This window comes from Nocardia vaccinii NBRC 15922 (genome assembly GCF_001613305.1).
GTDB classification, from domain to species: Bacteria; Actinomycetota; Actinomycetes; order Mycobacteriales; family Mycobacteriaceae; genus Nocardia; species Nocardia vaccinii.
In genome coordinates this window covers 82,024-103,534 of sequence record NZ_BDCC01000060.1, presented here as the reverse complement: position 1 = coordinate 103,534, position 21,511 = coordinate 82,024, and the positions used below count along the sequence as shown (strand labels likewise).

At 58.6% G+C, this 21,511-nt stretch carries 21 protein-coding genes and 2 pseudogenes; 13 read left to right on the top strand and 10 right to left on the bottom strand.

The window, feature by feature from the left end:
- The first annotated feature begins 15 nt into the window (after positions 1 to 15).
- The 8 genes and pseudogenes from NV1_RS32000 (at position 16) to NV1_RS44725 (ending at position 4,635) form a co-directional block, all read left to right on the top strand.
- A complete protein-coding gene (locus NV1_RS32000; RefSeq protein ID WP_067899955.1) occupies positions 16 to 1,260 on the top strand; it encodes a cytochrome P450 family protein in 1,245 nt (414 codons plus the stop codon).
- A 203-nt stretch (positions 1,261 to 1,463) separates the two neighbouring features.
- Positions 1,464 to 1,799: a hypothetical protein gene (locus tag NV1_RS31995; RefSeq protein WP_067899953.1), complete on the top strand. Its 336-nt coding sequence runs from the start codon at positions 1,464 to 1,466 to the stop codon at positions 1,797 to 1,799.
- A complete protein-coding gene (locus NV1_RS31990; RefSeq protein ID WP_067899950.1) occupies positions 1,796 to 2,023 on the top strand; it encodes a hypothetical protein in 228 nt (75 codons plus the stop codon). The genes NV1_RS31995 and NV1_RS31990 overlap by 4 nt, the downstream gene beginning before the upstream one ends.
- A 244-nt stretch (positions 2,024 to 2,267) precedes the next feature.
- Positions 2,268 to 3,350: a radical SAM protein gene (locus NV1_RS31985; RefSeq protein WP_067899948.1), complete on the top strand. Its 1,083-nt coding sequence runs from the start codon at positions 2,268 to 2,270 to the stop codon at positions 3,348 to 3,350.
- Between the two features lie 38 nt (positions 3,351 to 3,388).
- A complete protein-coding gene (locus tag NV1_RS31980) occupies positions 3,389 to 3,919 on the top strand; it encodes a class IV adenylate cyclase (protein ID WP_067899945.1) in 531 nt (176 codons plus the stop codon).
- A gap of 44 nt (positions 3,920 to 3,963) precedes the next feature.
- The gene (locus NV1_RS47010; protein ID WP_373864678.1) at positions 3,964 to 4,296 is read left to right on the top strand and encodes a winged helix-turn-helix domain-containing protein; all 333 of its coding nucleotides are present in this window, start codon (positions 3,964 to 3,966) and stop codon (positions 4,294 to 4,296) included.
- Positions 4,236 to 4,447, top strand: a pseudogene (locus NV1_RS47005) (transposase); the annotation flags it as partial. The gene NV1_RS47010 and the pseudogene NV1_RS47005, both read left to right, overlap by 61 nt.
- Positions 4,448 to 4,479: 32 nt before the next feature.
- Positions 4,480 to 4,635, top strand: coding sequence for a hypothetical protein (locus NV1_RS44725; RefSeq protein WP_169813453.1), 156 nt, complete (start codon positions 4,480 to 4,482; stop codon positions 4,633 to 4,635).
- 103 nt (positions 4,636 to 4,738) lie between these two features.
- Here NV1_RS44725 and NV1_RS31975 read toward each other — a convergent pair whose 3' ends face one another.
- The 4 genes from NV1_RS31975 to NV1_RS31960 form a co-directional block, all read right to left on the bottom strand.
- Positions 4,739 to 5,398, bottom strand: coding sequence for an MAE_28990/MAE_18760 family HEPN-like nuclease (locus NV1_RS31975; RefSeq protein WP_067899941.1), 660 nt, complete (start codon positions 5,396 to 5,398; stop codon positions 4,739 to 4,741).
- A 4-nt stretch (positions 5,399 to 5,402) separates the two neighbouring features.
- Positions 5,403 to 6,515, bottom strand: coding sequence for a GmrSD restriction endonuclease domain-containing protein (locus NV1_RS31970; protein WP_067899939.1), 1,113 nt, complete (start codon positions 6,513 to 6,515; stop codon positions 5,403 to 5,405).
- Between the two features lie 936 nt (positions 6,516 to 7,451).
- Complete coding sequence (locus NV1_RS31965; RefSeq protein WP_157117494.1) at positions 7,452 to 8,093, bottom strand: hypothetical protein; 642 nt, start codon at positions 8,091 to 8,093, stop codon at positions 7,452 to 7,454.
- 3 nt (positions 8,094 to 8,096) lie between these two features.
- Positions 8,097 to 8,864 (bottom strand): hypothetical protein, encoded by a 768-nt coding sequence (locus NV1_RS31960; RefSeq protein ID WP_067899934.1) that lies wholly within the window; start codon positions 8,862 to 8,864, stop codon positions 8,097 to 8,099.
- Between the two features lie 237 nt (positions 8,865 to 9,101).
- Between NV1_RS31960 and NV1_RS46495 the strand changes: the two genes are divergently transcribed.
- From NV1_RS46495 to NV1_RS46060, 3 genes and pseudogenes are all read left to right on the top strand, one after another.
- Positions 9,102 to 9,566, top strand: coding sequence for an amidase family protein (locus tag NV1_RS46495; RefSeq protein ID WP_067899931.1), 465 nt, complete (start codon positions 9,102 to 9,104; stop codon positions 9,564 to 9,566).
- Positions 9,567 to 9,675: 109 nt separating this feature from the next.
- On the top strand, positions 9,676 to 10,491 hold the full coding sequence (locus NV1_RS31950) for a helix-turn-helix transcriptional regulator (protein ID WP_084526045.1): 816 nt from the start codon (positions 9,676 to 9,678) through the stop codon (positions 10,489 to 10,491).
- A 670-nt stretch (positions 10,492 to 11,161) separates the two neighbouring features.
- A pseudogene (locus tag NV1_RS46060) lies at positions 11,162 to 11,740 on the top strand (transposase); the annotation flags it as partial.
- Here NV1_RS46060 and NV1_RS31940 read toward each other — a convergent pair.
- The 4 genes from NV1_RS31940 to NV1_RS31920 form a co-directional block, all read right to left on the bottom strand.
- Positions 11,698 to 12,054, bottom strand: coding sequence for an HNH endonuclease family protein (locus NV1_RS31940; protein WP_067899925.1), 357 nt, complete (start codon positions 12,052 to 12,054; stop codon positions 11,698 to 11,700). The pseudogene NV1_RS46060 and the gene NV1_RS31940 overlap by 43 nt on opposite strands.
- A 782-nt stretch (positions 12,055 to 12,836) precedes the next feature.
- Positions 12,837 to 13,538: a hypothetical protein gene (locus tag NV1_RS44025; protein ID WP_157117492.1), complete on the bottom strand. Its 702-nt coding sequence runs from the start codon at positions 13,536 to 13,538 to the stop codon at positions 12,837 to 12,839.
- 165 nt (positions 13,539 to 13,703) lie between these two features.
- Positions 13,704 to 14,762 (bottom strand): LPO_1073/Vpar_1526 family protein, encoded by a 1,059-nt coding sequence (locus tag NV1_RS44020; protein WP_157117491.1) that lies wholly within the window; start codon positions 14,760 to 14,762, stop codon positions 13,704 to 13,706.
- On the bottom strand, positions 14,762 to 15,829 hold the full coding sequence (locus NV1_RS31920; protein ID WP_067899912.1) for an LPO_1073/Vpar_1526 family protein: 1,068 nt from the start codon (positions 15,827 to 15,829) through the stop codon (positions 14,762 to 14,764). The genes NV1_RS44020 and NV1_RS31920 overlap by 1 nt, the downstream gene beginning before the upstream one ends.
- A 561-nt stretch (positions 15,830 to 16,390) precedes the next feature.
- Here NV1_RS31920 and NV1_RS31915 point away from each other — a divergent pair.
- Together NV1_RS31915 and NV1_RS31910 are read left to right on the top strand one after the other, a co-directional pair.
- Positions 16,391 to 16,795 carry a helix-turn-helix domain-containing protein gene (locus tag NV1_RS31915; RefSeq protein ID WP_245714027.1) on the top strand — a complete coding sequence of 135 codons (405 nt, stop codon included), beginning with the start codon at positions 16,391 to 16,393 and terminating at the stop codon, positions 16,793 to 16,795.
- Between the two features lie 95 nt (positions 16,796 to 16,890).
- Positions 16,891 to 19,296 (top strand): HsdM family class I SAM-dependent methyltransferase, encoded by a 2,406-nt coding sequence (locus tag NV1_RS31910; RefSeq protein WP_067899909.1) that lies wholly within the window; start codon positions 16,891 to 16,893, stop codon positions 19,294 to 19,296.
- A 655-nt stretch (positions 19,297 to 19,951) separates the two neighbouring features.
- Here the strand turns inward: NV1_RS31910 and NV1_RS31905 are convergent.
- Positions 19,952 to 20,590 carry a Cap15 family cyclic dinucleotide receptor domain-containing protein gene (locus tag NV1_RS31905; protein ID WP_067899907.1) on the bottom strand — a complete coding sequence of 213 codons (639 nt, stop codon included), beginning with the start codon at positions 20,588 to 20,590 and terminating at the stop codon, positions 19,952 to 19,954.
- On the bottom strand, positions 20,590 to 21,510 hold the full coding sequence (locus NV1_RS31900) for a nucleotidyltransferase-like protein (protein WP_067899904.1): 921 nt from the start codon (positions 21,508 to 21,510) through the stop codon (positions 20,590 to 20,592). Before NV1_RS31900 ends, NV1_RS31905 begins: the two co-directional genes overlap by 1 nt.
- Between the last annotated feature and the right edge of the window lies 1 nt (position 21,511).

Genomic DNA, 21,511 nt, shown 5'->3' with positions numbered 1-21,511 from the left:
ACATTGGAGGAATACATGACGATATTCACTGCTGGTGTTGTCCCTCGAATAAGGATGTACACCGATGAATTCGCGGCCGATCCGCACCGTTTCTACCAGGAGATGTATCGCACCGGGGAATCGTTGCTGCCGGTCGAGCTCGCGCCGGGTATCAATGCCACGATGGCTGTCCGCCATCCGGTGGCGCTGCAGATTTTGCATGACCCAGATCATTTCCCGGCAGACCCTCGACGGTGGCAGCAGACGATACCGCCGTCCGAGCCGATCCTGGCGATGCTCGGCTACTACCCCTCGACCCGGTTCTGCGACGGCCCGGAACACCAGAGAGTTCGCCAACCCGTCAAGCTGGCGATCGATGCTGTCGATCCCAATCGTCTTCACGACGAGGTTGAACACGCAGCCCTGTCGCTGATCGAATCATTCAGCGAGAGCGGCACCGCCGACATCCTCTACGACTATTCGTTTCCCCTCGTGTTCACCGTCATGAATCGTCTGATGGGGTGCCCTGACGATCTCGCGGGGGAGATTGCCGACGGCATGACCCTGCGATTCAACGCGAAGGGCGACGAATCCGTGCGCGGCGCGAACCGGGCCAAAACCGGTTTTGAGGAGTTCGCCGCAGCGAAACGTCATCACCTCGGCAGCGACATCGCCTCAGCGATGATTCTGCACCCCCACAACCTGAATGACGCCGAACTGGTTGGTGCGTTCATGTCCTGCTACGGCGCGGGCATCCAGCCGCTGGTGAACCTCATCACCAACACGATCTGCCGCACCATGCTCGATGACCGGTTCGGTGGTGACCTGCTGGGCGGCAGCATGCTCGTGCGGGACGGCCTGGACGAGGAACTGTTCTGGGACCCATCGATGCGAGCCTTTTGCGTCCGCTACCCGACCACGCCGACGTTGTTCGAAGGCGTGTGGTTGCCGGTGGACGAACCGGTCCTGATCGGCATCACCGCATGCAACAACGATCCACAGATCCAAGGAGACCGGTGGGGGAATCGTTCGCACCTGTCCTGGGGAGCGGGCGCGCACATGTGCCCCGCCACCTCGATCGCTTACCTGATTGCGCAGGGCGCAGTCGAACAACTCCTCGATGCCCTCCCGGACATGCAGCTTGCCGGAAAGCCGACCTGGCGTTCGGGATCGTTCCAACGAGCCTTGGAAGGGCTGCGAGTCACCTTCCCGCCGTACACGATGCCTCCCCGAACACCGCCACCCCCTATCCTCCTGCCAGCAGCGCGTAGGACTCCATGATCGACGCGCCGAAAGTTACTGCCGCAGAGCACAAACGGCCTGCGGCTCGAGGTCGCACTGATGGTGACCTGATCCGCACGAGACCACCAAGGCGCAGTTGCGGGTCTGTGTCGTTCGCAGGGCCGAGGGCGATTCCACACTCCCAATGCAATGGCCTTTCAGGGCAGTTGCCAAACCCACCCACCCATCAAACGAGGGAAACGATGTCGGATACATCGATTCTGATCGGCATGACCGTAGCGCTGATAGCGGTCACGGCGGCCTACAGGTACCTACCTCTCGGATGTTGGTCCACCGCAACCTCTTTCGTTGCCAACCATCTGCACCATGCCGACACCAAAAGCACGCCCGTGCACGCCGAGGCACGGCCGCCGTGCTGGCCACACGACAGACTCGACCATCGACTGAGCCTCGACGAGGCCCACGAGATCCTGTCCTCCCGTCAGCATTACGACTGCGGCATCGAGTGCCCCCGAAAATCGGCCGCCCTCGCCGTGGTCGCCAGCACCGGCGGCTCCTCCAACCCGGATACGGCATGAGCCTGCGGGGGCCACTGCCGGAGCACACCTTCGTGTACGCGGACAGTGCGCTGGCCGAGGTGCTGTGCCACGCAAGCCTGATGGACCTGACGGTCCCACGGGCACGCGAACTGCGACAGATTCACCAGCACCACCGTCCGGATGAATGCGCCGTGCATCTGGAAGTGGCCTTTCTGCTCCTACTCGAAGGAGATGACGGGGATGGCGATGGGGACGACGGCTGACATGGGCCACGGATCTGGCCGACACGCACCACGGGCGATCAGACCTGACACCGCGGTGGGATGCGGCGCACCCCGAACCGCGGACCGCGCTTGCGCCGGACCCTGTGCCACCGCAGCTCGACATCCAGTACCTGGGATGACCGTTTCCTGAACCTCTCGCATCCGATCGCGCTCGAACCTGACTCTCGGCCGCAGTTCAGACGCTGCCGAGGAACTCAACAACCGAACGAAGGGGGCACGACTCGTGGTCCATGTGCAAATCCCTGTCCACATCGCCAGAGACACCACTCTGCGCGTCAAGATTCACGACGCATGTGGTCTGACCTGTACGTTCTGCCACAACGAAGGGACACCCGTCGCGGCCGACAACCGGCAACGGCTGCCCGGAGACTTCCTCTCAGCGGGAGCCAGCGGACGCGCGTCGATCTACGCCGCAACCAACGGTGCAAGATTCCTACCCGCTCCGGTGCCCGACAACGACGAATTCGCCGATGCGCTGCGGCTGCTCGGAAATGCCTTGGAGCTGACCGAACTACACCTGACCGGCGGCGAGCCGACCCTGCATCCGTCCGTCGCCAGGCTGACGAAGACCGCAGTCGACACCGGTTACCGGGTCGCCATGACCTCCAACGGTGAACGCGGCGAACGGGTGATACCCGACTGCGCTGCGGCCGGATTGGCTCGGGTGAACTTCTCGATATTCGGCACAACCGCCGCCGAACTTGCCGAGGTCCAACATGCGCGTTACCGCAATCCCGTTCTCGCACAACGGAAAATCGACGCACTCAAACGGTCGATTGCCGCGTGCGAATCCAACGGCGTCAATGCCAGCGCCAACATCGTGGTCCCCGACCACACTCACGCCGCCCGAGTGCATCGCCTCCTGGACCAATACTCACCACACTTGACGGTGCGTCTACTCAACTCGCTCGATCGTGGATCCGTCTCCATCGACGCCATCGAACACATCCTCACAGAACGCGGGGCCGTCGCCGAAGCGCACTACCTGACCGCAGGTGTATCCGGCGCGCGCACCGCCTACCGCCTGCCTGATCAGCGTCGCGTGTACTTCAAACAGATTCACCCGGTACGACTTCCGACGACATGCGCCGGATGCCGGTTCAACAACGGCACCGATTGCGAGGAAGGCTTCTACGGCGTACGGCTCTACTACGACCGGACCGGCACATTCCAGGTCGGCGTGTGCATCCAGCGCATGGACCTGTGCCTACCGCTACACGAATTTCTAGCCAGCCCACTGCCTCACGAGATCCTTACGTTGCGCAACACCGAATTCCAGAGGCTCGCCGCCCGGCGGGCCGGATAACGTCAACTCGACACGCCTACCCATAAGGAGAGCCACCCGTGGCCATCGAGCACGAAGCCAAGATTCTCGGCATCGATCCCGACACCATCGAGCGCAGGATCCAGGAAGAAGGCGGACGCAAACTCGGTGAACGCTTCATGCGCCGCTACGTCTATGACATCACACCCGGCGACGAGTCCAAGTGGATCAGGCTGCGCGACAACGGAACTGGCACCACACTCGCGGTAAAGGAGATCACCAGCGACGCCATCGACGGCACCCACGAAATAGAGGTGAGCGTGGACGACTTCGCCGCCACCAACGCCCTCCTCGAGATGCTCGGCTTCAAAGCCAAGTCATACCAGGAAACCAAACGAGTCAGCTTCACACTCGACGGCGCGCAACTCGAACTCGACACCTGGCCGCGAATCCCGCCCTACCTGGAGATCGAAGCCGCCACCAAGGCCGACGTCATTCGCACCGCCGAACTTCTCGGATACACCGAGTCGGAACTCACCGGCGAGAACACCATCAAGATCTACGCACGCCACGGCATCGACCTCAACACCATCTCCGAACTCCGCTTCTAATCGGAATATTAGTAGGATGAATTGCATTAAATGCAACACTGGCGTTGAGCGAGGTCAGTGTGGGCCGACTGCTGCGCACTATGGGATTGTCACCGCAGCGCCCGCTGTGGCGTGCCTACCAGCAGAACCCCGACGCCGTGGAGCGCTGGAAGCGCGAGGATTTCCCCGCCCTGCGCGAACAGGCGAAAAAATACGGTGCCACAATCCTTTTCGCCGACGAAGCCGGTATCCGCTCGGACTACCATACAGGCACGACCTGGGCACCGGTCGGCAAGACCCGGTCGTGCGCACCACCGGCGCCCGGCATTCGGTCAACATGCTCTCCGCGGTCACCGCCAAGGGCGGCCTGCGGTTCATGGTCCACGACGGCACGGTGAACTCGGCCGTGTTCATCGAATTCTGCAACGCCTGCTCTCGGGCAGCGACACACCCATCTACCTGGTCCTGGACGGTCACCCGGCCCATCGATCCAAGGCCACCCGCGAGTTCGCCGCCTCTTCCGACGGCCGGCTGCGCCTGGTCTTCCTACCCGGCTACTCACCCGAACTCAACCCCGACGAATGGGTCTGGAAGAACATCAAAGCCGACCGCATCGGCGTCACAGCAAGACCGACCTGGTCACCAAGGTCACCTCCGCCCTACACAGGCTGCAGAAACACCCCGACGTCATCCGCGGATTCTTCCACGACCCCAATCTTGCCTACATCGCCGCGTGAGTCGACATACTTACGAACTGATTAGTAAGATCGAATACCCGGCTGTGTATAGTAACAATAGGTGACGCTATTCGGTTGTAGAGACGTCCGTGTCATCTCAAAATTAGTCGGATGCTTGTTTTTTCGCCAGGTAACTTTTCAAGTTTGCAGAATCGACGATTTGCAGCGCAATGTCATCCATAATCATTAGTATATCCTTACGTAAGTCATCCCACTCGGAGAGTTCAATATAATGACTCTCCCCGTGCGCAATCTTGTTCCTAGCGCTAACTAATTGGTCATCGATTAGGTCTCTGTACTTCTCGTATGGCGTGAAGATGCAGCCGATCGACAAAAGCAGGTCCTTGAGAACCGGCGAACTCAAATTCGACTCGGTATCGATGTCCTCCTTTTTTATCGGTATAGTCGCTGGTTCGATGCCATTTTTACGAAGAAAGCGAATAACTTCGACGTGGGGGCCGATCCTTTGCGCCGGTGATGCGGCTCGTATCCGATTTCGCATACATACTGCGACAATCTCATCTCGCAGATCATCGAGGGGCAGATTGAGCGAGCTCAGATATAGCAGATAGAAGTGGATAGAGTTCTTGATAAATCCTTCCCAGTGCGCATAGAGGAGAGCTACCATAGGCCGAATTAGCGCAGCTTGCACCGCTCCTCGGCTCTGAGCTGCCTGCGCCGCGAAGATACTCATCTCTTTCTTTCGCCACGCCTGATCATCTGCAATTCTGTCGAATAATTGATCGACGGTTCGAATCTTCATTCGATCAGTTCGAGAAGAAGCTGATAGAGAATGGGATGGTCCTAGGGATGCGGCTAGATGCGCTAGTGCCACTTCTTGAGCCTTGTTTAAACTCAGGCTGCGACCACAAGTCTTTGATTCTTTGCCCCAGAGTCAACGCGTCCTTTTCTAGCCAAAACGATAGATTAGACGAAACTCCAACACCGACACATTCGAATGCCGATACCGAGAAGGCGCCTTTGAAGCTACTATCAGCGCCATCATAACGCCGAAAAGCGTCCTCACCGCCGGCGGCCGAGATCAACTTGAATGCGCTAGCGAACTCCAGGGACGCTTCCTCTCTGTCAAATTCGGAATCTGCCGCTAGTTCAAATACCCGATTGGAGAAGAACTCATCGATGTTCTTTATGTTAGCCAACTCATCGTTCTTGGTGTATCTGATAGCTAGGTACCGATATATAAGTTCAATCCCGTACCCTTCTTCCCTTAGCCGTTCACTAATACTCAGTGTAACTGTGTAGTGCTCATTTTCGGAGAGATCATTTAGCCACTCTGCCATTGTCGGATCGCGCAGGAGTATCTGCGCATTCCTGACCTCTTGGGGGGTTGCGACAGATCCGCCAGTGTTCAACCGGTCGAACAGCTCGTACTTAGCTGCCGCATCACTCTCAGGCTGAAGTATTTTTAGGTCGATTTTGGATCGTTTCAAAGCAAGTCGCTGGCCAGGAGTCAATTGCATCGAGTCCTGCTCGTTTGGCTGCTCATATACCATTCCCTCAAGCGAGGGCAGATATTTGGTGCCAGACAGTGTGCTGGCGGGCAGTAGAGCTCCTCCAGTCTGGTCCTTAAGCTCCCCCATGAACTCCAGAATAGTGCTTAGGCGCTGCAGGCCATCAACCACCTCCCAGACCCCGCTGTGTCGCTGATTCACAAAAATAGATGGAAGAGGTATTCCAAGAAGAAGACTCTCTATCAATCGAGATTTTTGCGCAATTTTCCAACGGAATAGCCGCTGGAACTCCGGGCGTATAACTAATTCCCCGTTGCGATACAGATTAGCCAATTCCCCGATCGACATCGAATAGGACTCTGTTCTGATCGTTTGACGACCAGCCTCAATCTCCTCTTGCAGGCTCATGAAATCCTTCCCCGAATGTGAAACCTATAACTGCTGTCTTCAAGTTCAGATCCTACGTGGAGCATGGGCCATCTTCCTTCACCGCTGTGTCGCGTCTGAGATGGACGGGCTACATAGACCTGGTGGTGCCGATAACTTTTGGGGTTCAGGAGACACCAGCGCGGAGTAGCCAAACCCCCGACCGCTCGGTGCTGCTATACACGCTCGTTACCGGTCTCAAGGAGCAACTCGGCTTGAGCATCAGGTAATCGAGACGGTGGCGGCCGTGCTGGTGTGCCACGGGTCGGACAGATCCTTGACCAGGCCATCTGGCATCGTTGGGTTCCTTGCTTTTGTTCGGCGCGGCGCCGACGATGGTTGAAGATGTCCCGACAGGCGGGAGCCCAACTGTTCCAGGAACGAACAAATAGAGACTGTGCGCGCCGAGATCGTCGAGACATGTGGGTCGATCGATGCGTTCATGGGTCAGTTGCGCCCGGATTGGCGGAATGGGCCGATCGCGGCGCCACCCTGGCTTGAGGATCGGCTCAAGCGACCTCGTACCGACCCGTGAGTAACGCTGCGGTGGGACGGCTCGCGGCCCGGTCCGGCCGGGACTGGGCCGACGCCGCTGAACTCGTGTCCCGGCGGGGGTCGGGAGGAGTATGGCCTGGATCTCCGGAACGGCTGAGGGCCTTCTCGGTGCGCAGTTTCATACGGTCCCGCAGACCAAACGACGATAGTTCGCTCATGTCTTCAAACACCTCATAACCGCCATGTCCCGGGGGCTCTTCAGCATCACCGTACCTACCGGGTGTCAATTCTGACGTCGAAATACCTGTCATCGGCTATCTCGAATATCCTGCACCACAGTCGTTCTCGCTGCAGACCACCCGCGCAGAGGCAATACAGGATATCGGACGACAACTACCGTTACCATTCCAATTCACATAGGCGCTACATCAGCTCCGCTTGCGTAGATCGTATTGGCCAAGCTTCACTATCAATGACTTCGTACTCCATGGGCGGTTCCAGCTTCTCCAGTACGGTAGCAACTTGCTCCGCTAAATCGCGCAGCGCATCAGCCAGGCGATCCGGCTGAGGCATATCGTCGATGGATTCTCCAACGGCGTGCACGAACTGTGCGGCTTTATTCAGCTCCAGCTCAGCCTTCACCGTCGCCTCGAATGGGGACTTGGCATTCTGTAGCTCCCGCAGCTCGGCCTCGGCATCTCTCTGCCGCTTGGCCAGATCCGCGTGAACGACCCGTGCACGCGCTCGGAGTCTGCGATCCTGGCTTGTTTTGATGTCCTGCTCGATGACCTTATAGACGTGCGGATCAGCCAAGAATGTCCGGACCCGCTTGACTCGCTCGGCCACCGGGAGGTTGATCTCTTCATCAACCTGTTTGCGGGCCTTATCGATCTGCTCCCGGCTGACACCGAACCGTTTTCGTACAGCCTCACGGCCCACCCGCTTTCCCGCCTTCACCTGTTGGCGAACATAGGCCAGCAGATCTTCGGGCGGGGCACCGTCGGACCGACGGTGGCGGCTCGGTTCATTTCCGCACCCCACGTCGGTCGGATATGCGTCCGACATCGGCTACGCGCTCGCAGCCTCGTCACTGGCCCCGGCGGTCAGCGCGCCAGCTTGCCGGACATCGGCATGCGGTATCGCCGCAACCGCCTGCTTGACCACAACCCCGATCTGTCGCGCCACCGGCATCGCCAGCTCGGGCTGTCGGCTCGTAACCAGACCCAACTGGTTCTCCAATTTGCGAGCTGCTTTCGCAAATGCGGAACCAGCCGGTGCCGTGAAGTACTTGAGGATCAACTGAGGATCGCTTGTCAAGAACCGACCGATCTCGGTCCCAGGTTCCTTTTTCCTGGTTTCCACGTTGATCTTGGTCCGGCCAACCGATGCCTCACACAGGATCATGCCGGTAGGGGCAATGTTCTTTTGAACATAGCTCGACTCGCCGGTATTGACGAAGCCCCAGACTTTGCGCATGAGGCGCTGGTGAGCTTCAGCATGTTCCGGGGTATCCGGAAGAGCCTTCACTCCGGGGCCATTCGGCAAAACCTCTGAGTACAGCTCGAACTTCGTGACGGCGTTCTTGGTCAACTCCCGATTATTGGCCACCACGTGCCGCTCTTCCATGACCTGCAGAACCGCATGTTGCAGTTGCTTGGCATCTGCAATTTGCCGTCCACTTGGTACGTCAATGCAGAAGCCCTCGTCGATTAGGGTCTGAGATTCGATCTGCTCGACCAGGTCTGAATCGAGAACGTGTTCCTGGGGTGCGGCATAGACGCTGTCGCCGTCAGCCTCTGGGCCAACGAACTGCGGCGATGATGCAGAAACAGACATTACGGCCACCTTCCGGTGCTCGGCTCAGGATCCCGCACCGTGCGGGCCTGGCGAGAGCACGAATCATGTTGCCACGCACTGACACAGCTACGCAAGCTCACGAATTGCCGCTCGGCCTATGAGGATTGAACTACGACCGTGCGGGCCGCGGATTGCTGTGGCGGTGGGACAGTGATGTGGGTGTCGGCCGAAATGTCTGTGCTGCAAGTCCTTATAGGAGTCATTGGAGGTTCGATCATGGCGGCGGAGAAGGCGCCCCGCGGCCAAAGCTATCGCATCGGGTTCGGATCGGCTCGCGGGATGGTCCCGCCGCCCGCGCCGGCATTGCCGGTCGACCTCGACCTCGCTGTCGTCGGTCCGATGGCGCGTACGGCCCGCGACCTCACGCTGCTACTCGACGTGATGGCCGGACCGGACCCGCTGCCCCACGGTCTGACATACGATGTGACACTGCCGCCTGCCCGTCACCAACGGCTCTGCGACTTCAATGTCGGCGGCTTCCAGGCCCCCGTAGTGTGCGCACCGAATCAGACCCGTGCGTCGGCGTCGGTGCCCCGGCCGCCGCCGGGCATGCGCACTCGAGTTCAAGAGGCCACTCCGGTGACGACACCGGCGAGCCCTCCTGCACCGAGCCAGGACCGAATACTGCACCGCTACGTCACCAGTCCCTGCACGACCACCCCCGCCGCGACGGGTGCCTGAACAGCAGAACCCCACGATGCCGCTTCGGCCGCACGCGCATCGTGGGGTTTTCGTTTGAAACCAGCCCTATTGCCACATTTCCGCACGTCATCTAGTATCAACTAAATAAATGCCGATCGGGCTGAGCACCGACTACTACCAGCGGATGGAGCAGGGGCGGGAGGTACGCCCGTCCGACGACGTCCTGGACGCGCTCGCCACCGCTCTCGGCCTCGACGACGAGGAACGCCGGCACCTGTTCACCCTGGCCCACGCCGTCCGCCGGCCGATGCCCACCCGGGTGAGTCGTGATCCGGAACGGGTGCCGGACAGTACACGTCGGCTGCTGCGGGTCATGAACACTCCCGCGGTCGTACTCGGCAGGCATCTCGACCTGCTCGACTGGAATCCGATTGCCGAGGCGCTGCTCGGCGCCCCGGACGGCTACCCGCCCGACCGGCTCAACATGCTCTTGCTGCTCTTCGACGACACGCTGACCCGCGAGCGGAGCTGCCCGGACTGGGAACGACAGGCCCAGGATTACATCGGCATGATGCGTGCCGCGGTCGCCACAGATCCCACCCACCCGCGCGCCACCGCGATAGTCGGTGAGCTGAGCATCCTCAGCGCTGAGTTCCGGCGGCTGTGGGCTCGCCACGACGTACGCGAGTCTGTCAGCGGCGCCAAGACCTTCCGGATCCCCGAGGTCGGGGACATCGTCCTGGAGTGGGACACCTACCCACTTCCGGGAAATCCCGGTCCGGTCATGCTGGTCTTCACCGCCGAGCCGGGAAGCGCCGACGCGGACCGGCTACAGCTCCTGGCGGCGCTGCACGCGACCCGCACGGCGCTCGACAACAAGCTCCCTCAGCAGGACACCACCACGAGGAACGTAAGCCAGGGAATCTCGATAACCGCTGAACCAGAGTGCCCGCCCCGTCGATGAGTGCGCACCACCGCGAACCGGTAATGATCGGTCACGTCGCCGTCATGGGTGATAACCACATCATCGGGCAAACCCCGCGCGGTTGTTGGTCTCAGCTCCTCCGCAGGGCCGGCTACAGCCGTCAGAGTGCACGCTCATTCCGCATACCGAGCGGTTTTGGCCATTCACAGCTTCCGCGGCAGATTCCGGCCAGAGCTTCTGGGCGGGGTGATGAGTTGGGATCGGTGGCGTCGGCGTGCGCCCGTTCTGTCACCGTCTCGCCCGATTCGTGCTCGTCTGGTGGCGGTGCGGTGGCGGGAGTCTGACCGGAATCCGTATCGTTCGGCGCGGACTGGGCGTACGGACGTACGGTACGAGGGTAGACACATCGAACGTCGAGCAAGCGTCCGGTCTGTTTCGGACGAGCGGTAAAGCACGAAATACCTTGGTGCGCAAGGGTATTAATCTGGTGCAAATTGCACTGTCCTATGCAGCGTGAAGCAATGTTCGAAGTCGCGTGCACGCATCGGCGGGTGCAGCCTCGTGCACCCGCCGACGGTGTTGTCAGAGTTCGATGGTGTCGGCCGGGGAGGGTAGTCGGTTCTGGATCAGCAGACCGAGTCGTCTTCTTCCAGCGTCGCCGCTGAATCCAGATGCGACGGAACCTACTTTCCAGAAGTCGGCCCCCGCCAGGCATCTGCAATATCCGATCGGGTTCGGCTTGAACGAAACCATCGTTGCCGCACTGGATCTTCTGCCCGAACGCGCTGGACACCGGCCTGCAACGCCGACGTCGAGCCCCGCGACGGCGCCGCCGTCGCCGAGATCACCGGCCTGATCGACCTGACGGGCTGGCCACCCGGCATGCGGGTGATCATCCGCCGCGAACGCCCGCACCCCGGCGCGCAACTGCGGTTCACCGACCACAACGGCAACCGGCTCACCGCGTTCTCCACCAACACACGCAAAGGCCAGCTCGCCGACCTCGAACTGCGCCATCACCGACGCCCGCTGCGAAGACCGCATCCGCGCCGTCAAGGACACCGGCCTGCGCAACCTGCGCTTCCGGGGCTTCGATGCCAACCGGATCTGGCTGGCCATCCTCGCGCTCGCCCTCGATCTGATCGCCCAGCTGCAGACCCTCGCCCTGCACGACCACACCGCCTGCGGCTGGGAACCGAAAGCCCTACGCCTGCATCTGTTCTCACTACCCGCGCGCCTGGTCCGTCACGTCCGTCGAGTCTGGCTGCGCCTACCGCGCACCGCACCCGCAACCAACCTTCGGGAATTGAGTTGCAGTTTCGATTGCTCGACCATGGCGGCTCGCTTCACATCCCATGCGCTGTCGCTCAGCGAGCCGTTGAAGGATCCGGTGATGAGTGTGAGGTTGCCGATCCGGTCGACGTGTTGCTGCCGGTGCTGTTCCGCGGCGATTCGGTCGGTCTCGTTGGCGATGTCAACTGGCCAGTTCGCCTTCCAGTTCCGGGGCTCACCGTAAAGACGCCCGACGTTGACCTCATGACCGGTTGCGGCGGTTAGCCACGCCGAGAGCAGGACGTCTCGCCGTCCACGGGCCAGGCGCACGACTTTTCAAGGGCCAGAACGAGCAAAAGGTGGGGCCGGTGAACCGGCCCCACCTGCGCCTATATGTCGGGGTTAGCGGACGGTATTTGAAACAGTGGGAACCGGACTGGCTCCAGAAGGTGATCGCCAAGATCGACGCTGCTCCGGCCCGCCGGCCTTCGTCGGTAGGTAGCAGCGCGGTGAAACCGCGGCGGTTGGATCGGAGACTGTCGCCAGTCACAGTCGCCGACTTGGTTGAGGGATATCAAGGTGGTGCGTCGACGAATCGGCTGTGCGAGCAGTACGGACTTTCGAAGGGTGGGCTACTGAAGATCCTTCAGGAGCATGGGGTGCAGATGCGGAACCAGCCTATGACGGAGGGAGAGATTGACTGGGCGGTAGTGCTTTACACGGAGGGGCAGTCCCTCAACGCTGTTGCACGGCAACTCGGCAAATCAAAAGGAAGTGTGTGGAAAACGCTGCAGGGGCGAGGAGTGGTTATGCGGCCCTCTACGAGGTGATCGACGGGGATGCAAACTGGATGTGCAGGCAGATTGCCGTGGGCTGTCGGAACGCCTACATTCGTCGGAGCCAAGCTGGCAGCTGATCGATGGAGAACGTCAGCTGCCCGCCAGGGGCATCCTCCAAAGGGGTCGCAAGGATCCAGCCATTTGGCAGATGGATGTGTAAGTCGTAGTACGCCACACCTCCAACGGCGTGAAGGGCACGCTGCCGCACGCTCGCAAAGTCGATGGTCACGTCGTTCGTCGCGCCGAGGGTCGGCCGAATGATTATCTCGGGAATCAGGCCATCTTTCGCGGACACGCCAAACAGGTGCTGGCCATGGTGGGCCGCGAGCTGATCAAGCAGCCACCTGACCGAGTTCTCTTGCCGCGGTGCCAGCTGGCCTGCGATAAGGCTTGAGCAACCCCGTCTGCGACCCGACAGAATGTCACCTGTTCATCGGCGGTCATTGGCAACACTGGAGGGTCATTTGGATCAGAGGTTGCAGTCATTGTTCCGGTCGTTTGATCGACCTCAAGGCGGCGATGAACCAGCGAATGCCTCATCGCGGTGGTCGCAACGTAGCTCGCCATCACTCGATCCCACACATCAGCCATCGTGCCGAAGGGCGTCAGCGGCGACACATTTCCGCCAGTGGCCTGCTGTGTCTTGAACTCAATCCGATAGCGGTTCCTCGCACCGGGACCTTGGTTCAGACTCAGTTCAACAAGCAGATCGAGTACCTTCCACGCTGCACCGAAAATCATCGCTCTAACAACTCGCAGATCGACGCCATCGCTGCCGTCGTAGGACTGGGTTCCATCGTTGGCGAGCACCCGCACCTGCGCTGGAGGAACATGAATGTTCGCGCTTATCGTTCCGCCGTCACCCAACTCGATGATGTTGCGTCCATCGACTTTAGGAACGAACGAAGCCGTATGCTGCAAAACGTATCGCTCATAGGCAGTCTCGTTATCGAACTCGGCGATGCTGGTCGGCATTTGCAATTCCTCTCGTTCAGACGTTTGGGGGCGGACCGCACACCCAGTCACGTCGTCGAACTAGCGCTCGATCCTACGAAACTGATCGTATAAGGCCGATGACTCAACGAAGCGTTGGTGCTAATATATTTGGCGTCGAGCCGGTCCGAACAGTAGTCCTGATTACTAATCCAGCAGCGATTCAATATCAGGTGCCATGTCTGGAGCGGCTTGCTTCCACACCTGGAATCCAATCACCATACCTGCTGCAGTCATCTGGAAATTATGAGCCCTAGACGAATCATACCGATCCAGGATGAGAGCAAGATCGGGGTTTAATTCCCTGATACATGCTTTTGTTTTTTCTGGCGACCAAGCTTGTTTTTGGTACAAGTCTCTGACCGGATTTCCCACCCAGCTGCTGATAGCGTTTACAAGGTCAACACTTTCGCCTCTGACAACAAATTCTCTGATAGCTGCATCGGTGAACCGGTAGCCCGCCCCTTCGTGCCCCTCGCTCCACTCATAGTAATTTGGGTCGCATCCTCGGAGTTCACGAGCAACTAAGTCTTGAGAAAACGAGTCATAGAAAATGTGCGGATACTTTGAAGCGATCAGCCGATACGCTGGTTCACCTAGGAGTTGAAAGCCGACGCCACACGCACCCATGTGATCATATTCGACGGGGTTGAGTGGTATTTTTCCATAGAATGGCTTCAGTCGCGCATCGAGCTGGTCAACCAACTCATCTAGTGTAGAAACTTGCGGAACTCGGTATTGCATTATAGAAATGACAGCCAAGGCGCGCGCCTGTGAAGCCGAGATACATGGCGCGCACCTCAATGCTTGCCTGAAGATCACTTTTCGAGAGGACTGTTCTTCTCCTTCACTAGTGGCGAGCTTCACGAGAAGATCGGACAGCATATCTCCGAGCGAACGATCGCCGGTCTCCGCGTAGCTCTTTTGAGCGTCATATACCGCCGACAGAACGCCCGGATCTTTAAAGCCATCAAGGTTGCCAAACCCACTAATAAGCTTATCGATGAGGAGGTCGATAAAATCACGAGCACGACCGTCAGCAGTCTTCCTCGCTACTCCAGCGAGAACTAGCATGTTCTCGCTAAATGTTTGCATGGCTATCTCTTTGGCCTGCTCACGTGTAACCTCGCCCAAGTTCACCACGACGGAGCCAGCAGCCTGGATCTGGAGGGCCCCATCACGAGCTTGTTGGTGTTGGTTATTCATTATTGCAGCCAACCAAGATGGGCCTGATCCAAATAATAATCAAGGTCAGGCAATTCGGGATAAAAGCGGGCTAGATTCGCCCGGGCAATTGCAATCCCCACCGTCGTTAGCTCAAACGTGCCAATCGGCGAATCGTGCCACCCTATGACAAAACCATCCATCTCAGGAATATTCTGGACAAGATCGTCGTAGACCTCGTTCCTTTGCATCAGATGCGACATCAGGAGTTCAACATATTCATTCCTTTCTTTAGAGGGATCCCGAGCAACGCCCTCCGCTATCATCTCATCCACGTTCTGATAAACGAGTTGAAGTCTGAAAGGATGCCTGCGTGCAGTTATGAATGGGTGCTCAATGGCATCTGCGAGCGGCCGGAGCTTCTCAGGTACGTTGTCGATCGTGAAGCCATTCGTGAACAGTGCAGGATATAATTTTGGAAGGTTTTCCAGCAGGTCCCATGTGACGGTCGCAGTCCCCACTCCGGCGTAGGCCATGTGCCGGTAGGCTGCCGGACTGCTGGGGAGCTTGCCAATTAGAGGTGAGAGAATTTTGCGCAGGCCAGCATAGAAATCATCGACGGTTCGCCATGGAGTGTGCCGCGTATATCTGATGGCCAGAATCGCAGACAAGGAGGCGATCTGCTCTTTGGTTAGTTTCGGAACAACCGAGAGCGCCTCGGTGAGAATGATCCCGTGTAGCGAGTCAGAAGACTCGGAAACTCGCTCCGCGAGCAAGTCAACCAGTGTATGACCGAGATCCCAGTCTCCCGATGTCGCATACTCGGTTTGCGCGCTATATATCGCTCGTTGAATGGCGGGTTCACTAGCCGATTCAACTCCGGAAGGGTATAGATCCTGCAACCGCCGCATCAACACTTCGGTGAATTGTTCAACTCGCTCGAACGCTTTCGCCATCGCGCTCTCGCTGAGCTCGGTGAAATTCTGCTTGAATACGACCATCGCGATTTCAACCACATCCGCGGCGCTGAGGCCGTGGTTATGTACCTCAACATTATTGGCCTGAATCTGTTGCGCATAGTCTCCAGCGCGCTGATCTACGTCTCTCATTTCCGTGAGTCGCCCATCCCGCCATCAAAATACACATCACCATCGGCCATGATCTGCTTGGCATTGTCCTTCGCAACCTGAGACCGGTTGCTGTTGCCTTGGACCTGTACCGAACGCTCTCCGGTCTGCGATCGTCCGCCGCCCCGCCTTAAGATGCTCCGTGGCCCATTCGATGTCGGCCAGGGGAACGTCAGTACGAATCCGAGAAGAGCAACGGCACTGACTGCTACGAACGCCCAACCTGGCCAGGTGCCACCGAGTGGTACAAGGCCAACAAACAGACTCACCGCGCCGAACAGCACGGTACCGATCCAACCGAAGTACCGCATCCCGCGACCTCCTAGCCTCGACGTAGATGTAGAGGCTACAGCCTGGTCCCGACACGGTTTGCTTGGCCGACATGGGATCTGTATAGGACGTCGTCGGACCAAGCTCGGGGGACTGCCGAACGGATGTCAGAGCTGTTCGGAATGTCTGGTGGGTCGTTCTGACACATCCGCGGTCATACGGTTCAAGTAGCGTCCGCTATCCTCCGTTTCAGTCGGGGTAACCGGACGTTACTTGAAACAGTGGGAACCGGACTGGCTCGGCAAGGTGGTTGCCAGGATCGAGGCTGCTCCACCCCGTCGACCCACGAAGACGAACACCGAAGTTGTTCAGGCGCGACGGCTTGACCGGCGGTTGTCGCAGGACATTATCATCGAGCTGGTCGACGCCTACAGAGGTGGAGCGTCCACCAACCGGCTATGCCAGCTGTACGGACTGTCCAAGGGCGGGCTGCTGAAAATCCTGCGAGAGCACGGCGTTGTGATGCGATACCAGCCGATGACCGAGGCGGAGATCGGCTGGGCAGTAAGGCTTTACAGCGAAGGCCAGTCCCTGAACTCGATTGCTCGAAAACTCGGCAAGGGGAAGGGGAGCGTCTGGAAGGCTCTGCGCAGCAGCGGAATTCAGCTTCGGTCGTAGCAGCGGGTTGATTCTCGCCCGGGCGGTCCGTCTGCTCCGTGGGCTCCTGGGGCAGAGGGATGCTTCTGGCTTCCGCGGTGGATAGTCTTTGACGTGTGACGAGCGACGGTCTCATGCGTACCACCACTGCCCGGCTCTTCGACGCCTGCTGGGCTGGGGGAATTTCCAATCCGCTGGAGGTTGTGGACCAGCTCTCCCACCTCGTGTACCTCCACGAGTTGGACCGTGCGCAGGATGACTGGGACGAGCGGGAGGTGCGATCGGAAACGATAGAGAGGGAACCGATTTTCGCTCACGATGAGCAGCACCTTCGGTGGTCCCATCTCGTTCGTCTGACTCCTCAACGAATGTTCACTACGATTGCCGACGAAGTGTTTCCGTGGCTACGCAACCACGAATTCAAGAGGTTGGCCTATTCGCATCACGTCGAGAATGTTCGTTTTACAATTCCGACGCCTGGCCTTCTGACGAAGGTCGTCGACGTGCTCAACGAGGCTCTTTCAACCAGCGACGCCGAGGCAGCCGATCTGTATGAGCATCTGCTCGCCGAGGCTGCAACGGCTGGTCGCTTTGGTGCCTTACGCACACCACTCCACCTGACAGCTTTGATGGTGGCGATGCCGGCACCTGGCCCCGACGACGAGGTATGCGATCCGACTTGCGGCATGGGCGGTCTGTTAACCGCTGCGGCGCAGTTCATTCTGACGTCCTGGTCAGGCACTGCGCAGCAGAGCAAAGCGGAAGTAAGCGGCAGGCTTCACGGGTTTGATTTCGACAGGACCATGCTGCGATTGAGCAGCATGCGGCTGGCGCTGCATGGCTACGGTGCTGCCGATCTGCGATATCGAGATAATCTCTCAGCAGAGGCTGGAACGGAGGTCGAACGTTACTCGGTCGTCCTGGCCAATCCTCCTTTCGCTGGTAGTATAGATTACGAGATTGCCGCACCCGAGTTGCTAGCGGCCATTCGGACAAAGAAATCAGAAATTCTTCATCTTATTGCCATTCTGCGACTATTGAAGCCAGGAGGGCGCGCAGCCGTAATTGTCCCCGACGGACTGCTGTTCGGCTCGACTGCCGCTCACGCTGAACTTCGTCGGATTCTCGTGGAAGAACATGGACTAGAGGCCGTAGTCAAACTGCCCAACGGTACATTCAAACCGTATGCGGGGGTGTCGACTGCCATTCTGTTCTTCACCAAATACGCTGGACAAAGCGACAACGTGTGGTTCTATGATCTCAAGGCGGACGGCTGGAGCCTGGATGACCAGCGTGTGCCACTGCTGCCAGAAGACAAGCTCGGCTTAACTCCCGAGAGCCTTCTTGACACTGCTGATCACACGCGCAACAACCTTCCAGATTTAATACGGCGTTGGCGACTACGGAACAGCAGCGAGCGTCGGCGTACCCGGTCCGAACAAAGCTTCTGCGTGACCAGATCCGAAATCGCCGAAGTGGGCTATAACTTGAGCCTGGAGAATTTTCGCCGAATCCATGAAATGCATCGGGTGGCACAAGAAGGCGTCCGTCTTGGAGACGTTGCTCAGATTTTCGCCGGCTTCGTGCGCAAATCCGATCTGGACATGGAGCGGGACGTAGCTGACACGGACGAATGGAGACGGGTTCTGACACCCGCCCTGTTGACCGACACGCTGCCGGACGGGGCAGACCTTCCCCTCCGCACAGACCAGCGCGAGCCCAAGCACAGGCTGCGGCCGGGCGACATCATCGGACGGGACCTCGCCGGGAACCGCCACTGGATGTCAGTACCGAGCCACTACGACGGCGTCCAGCCCGGGCAAGGCCTGATCGTGGTCCGGCTCACACAAGAGGTCTTCCCCATCGAGTACGTGATTGCCTACTTGTCTAGCTCGCTGGCCGAACAGCAGCTTCCCAAGTACGGCACGATTCCACGTATCCGGGCAAGCGCGATGGCTGACATCTGGATCCCCAAATGCGAAGGAGATTTATCGGAGATTCGAGACTCCCTCGTAATGCTTGCCGAAGGAGAACAGGAAGCTGCACGCATCCAGAACGAACTCCGTCAGGTTCGTAACCGAATCTTCGAGAGTGGATCGGGATCGGTCAGGCGAGAACGTTTGGATAATGCTGCTGCTATCAGCTCCCTGACGGCCGCGAACCTGCGCCGACACAACGACCCCTACATGCTGTTTCAGGACTCATACCCCTATGCCATCGCCCGCGCGGTACGCAAGTTCCGGCACTCCCGCTCGGGAGTAGAGAAACATGAGGCAGCGATCCAATGCGCCGAGTCATTGATCCTCTCACTAGGCATTATGGCGCTCGCCCTGGCCACCGACCGCGGCCACCAGGACCTGCCCGCCATCTCGCAGTGGAGTCAGTCCGTCGATCGAGGTGGCGTCTCCCTCGGCCACTGGGTGGCGGTGGTCAAGGCAGTGGCCGAGGACGCTCGGCAACACGGTGAACCCGCCGCAGGGCTCGTAGAGGCAACAGTCCGAAAAAGGGCGGCAAGGGCTTGATCGCTGATCTCGATGAATTGGTGAAACTTCGCAATAAGATTCGACACGGTGCAGGCCCTCGGACGCGAGCAGAGCTGGAAAAGAGCCTTGGGCGCATCGAACCGCTGATGCTCAACAGCCTGTCGGGATGCGCCTTCCTTGCCAGCACACGATGGGTTCACACAGACCGCCTCCAATGGCACCCCAGTTCTGGAAAGTTCCGTGTATCAGGCATGGCCTTGATGGGGGACCACCCTGACTTTGCGACAGTCACGTTCGACACCGCACGCCCTCTCGTGGACGATCGTCTCTACCTCGTTAAATCACCCGATGCGCCCCTCCTCTTGTCGCCGTTCTGCCTTCTGAGCGACTGTCCCACTTGTCTTGCGCCCGAGCTGTACTACCCCGACCGCATGACAAATTCTACGGCCCTTCTGAAAAGTCTGGACCGAGGCCATGAACTTGATAGCGAATCCGTTTTCAAGGAACTGCGTGAATGGAGTACGACAGAATAACTTTTACCCGGCATCCGAATTCACCGGACTCTGAATTACCGACTCAGAGGAAGGATTGAGGACGCGCATACAGTCGCATTCTCCGAACGATCACAACTAACCGAGAGAATTATCCCCTGGCCGTACCACCGCCGAGGTAGTCCGACAGCAGCCTTACCAGCCTATCCTCGAACAAGTACCCTGGTTTTCTCGAATTCGTCTGAGACGAGCGCCGATGCGGCATCGGCATATTTATGCTTGCTCCACTCAGAAAAATTTAACTCCCCCTTGGTCTTACGGCTGGTGAAGTAGATTCCAGCAATAGACTCACCTCGGCCAGTAACGTAAAGTTCGCACGTGCCCTGATGCTGATTGCTCCGCTCGCTAACTTCGGGACGCGGCTTGTTGGTGTATACAAATGTCAGACGCCAGCGGCCATCAGGTTCTTTGACCAGCTCACTCTGCTCGGTAACAGACGTCGACTCACCGGTAAAGAGTGTCACTCGCACGGCTGAGTCAGTTTGCGATATACGGAGCACTGTAAGAATCGGGGCGATACGCTGACCGTCACGTTCGAAGTCGCTGCGCAATTCGCCACGCCACGTACCATTCAGATTCGGCTTACCGGTAAAGAAGCGAACCAATTTCCAGGCCCATCCCCACCGCTCGTAGATCAGGAAGGAGATCGTTACGATCGAGCCCGCGAACGAGAAGGTCTTCAGTGCCGTCTGTCCATCATGGTGTTTGGATACCAGCGCGATGACAAACCAGATAATGGCTGCCACACCGATAGCTATCCGAGTACGCAACGAGTCATTCATCAGGCAGCTTCCTCGCCGAGATCGAACAAGCCGAAGACGTGAAGCATGAGATTATGAGCGTCATCCATGGCCCATTTCTGCCCCAAGCCGAAAAGAGGCTTAATCTCGTTGGGCTCCTTCCAGCCCTGCGCTGGCGCTCCAGGATTAGTCGCGCTCCAAATATAGGCGATAGCGGCAGTCAGATCGTCGGTCAGCCCCGAATCGCCGGTATGCCCGAAGTAGTCATTTGGAACCCGGTACATGAGGCACTCCATAAAGTAGCTCGGAAGCGCTTCGAGGTGCCCCGACTTCACCAGCTCATTCTCGGCTCGCTTCAGAATCCGCACCAGCTTTTTATACCGCCCGCCAGTAGCAACATTTTTCGCTCGGCCATTCTCCAATTGCTGATCTGGATAATTGACTACAGAAGTGCCATCCGTTCTGAACACTTTTTGCCCGCAATGCTGCACAACCCTGCCGTCGGCGTCATAATCGTACTTGCAAAACTTAAAAGAAGGAACAATATCTGCCTTGACCCTCCCAGTATTCTCAACCAGTTCGATTGCCGTTGTGCCAGTTGTGTCGCAGCCGTCGCCCCATTCGGACTTGAGGAACACAGCGAGGTCGTTTCGAAACTCGATACCTTCAAACGGATAGTCGCGATGACTCCGCATAACCTTGTCGGCAGGCATCAAGGCGCTATCGTCTATGTACCAGAAGGCAGTCCGAACTACAGCGATATCGACATCGCTGTCTTGACGGACGTTCGTATTGTTGGCATATGACCCTTTGGGCACGTACTTGAGGTTGGTTTCCCCCCAGTAGCTAGCCCAGGAACCGACTGCTCGACGAACCATCCGCTCCGCGCGATCTTGCATATCTTGTTCGTTCTGGCTTGACGGCTCGCAATACCGCTTCAACTTTTCTTCGAGTGCAGACATA

Excerpts from the sequence above, each read along its gene's own strand:
- NV1_RS32000 (WP_067899955.1), top strand. The coding sequence starts at position 16 with ATGACGATATTCACTGCTGGTGTTGTCCCTCGAATAAGGATGTACACC.
- NV1_RS31995 (WP_067899953.1), top strand. The coding sequence starts at position 1,464 with ATGTCGGATACATCGATTCTGATCGGCATGACCGTAGCGCTGATAGCG.
- NV1_RS31990 (WP_067899950.1), top strand. The coding sequence starts at position 1,796 with ATGAGCCTGCGGGGGCCACTGCCGGAGCACACCTTCGTGTACGCGGAC.
- NV1_RS44725 (WP_169813453.1), top strand. The coding sequence starts at position 4,480 with ATGGGTCTGGAAGAACATCAAAGCCGACCGCATCGGCGTCACAGCAAG.
- NV1_RS31975 (WP_067899941.1), bottom strand. The coding sequence starts at position 5,398 with ATGAAGATTCGAACCGTCGATCAATTATTCGACAGAATTGCAGATGAT.
- NV1_RS31970 (WP_067899939.1), bottom strand. The coding sequence starts at position 6,515 with ATGAGCCTGCAAGAGGAGATTGAGGCTGGTCGTCAAACGATCAGAACA.
- NV1_RS31965 (WP_157117494.1), bottom strand. The coding sequence starts at position 8,093 with ATGTCGGACGCATATCCGACCGACGTGGGGTGCGGAAATGAACCGAGC.
- NV1_RS31960 (WP_067899934.1), bottom strand. The coding sequence starts at position 8,864 with ATGTCTGTTTCTGCATCATCGCCGCAGTTCGTTGGCCCAGAGGCTGAC.
- NV1_RS46495 (WP_067899931.1), top strand. The coding sequence starts at position 9,102 with ATGGCGGCGGAGAAGGCGCCCCGCGGCCAAAGCTATCGCATCGGGTTC.
- NV1_RS31950 (WP_084526045.1), top strand. The coding sequence starts at position 9,676 with ATGCCGATCGGGCTGAGCACCGACTACTACCAGCGGATGGAGCAGGGG.
- NV1_RS44025 (WP_157117492.1), bottom strand. The coding sequence starts at position 13,538 with ATGCCGACCAGCATCGCCGAGTTCGATAACGAGACTGCCTATGAGCGA.
- NV1_RS44020 (WP_157117491.1), bottom strand. The coding sequence starts at position 14,762 with ATGAATAACCAACACCAACAAGCTCGTGATGGGGCCCTCCAGATCCAG.
- NV1_RS31920 (WP_067899912.1), bottom strand. The coding sequence starts at position 15,829 with ATGAGAGACGTAGATCAGCGCGCTGGAGACTATGCGCAACAGATTCAG.
- NV1_RS31905 (WP_067899907.1), bottom strand. The coding sequence starts at position 20,590 with ATGAATGACTCGTTGCGTACTCGGATAGCTATCGGTGTGGCAGCCATT.
- NV1_RS31900 (WP_067899904.1), bottom strand. The coding sequence starts at position 21,510 with ATGTCTGCACTCGAAGAAAAGTTGAAGCGGTATTGCGAGCCGTCAAGC.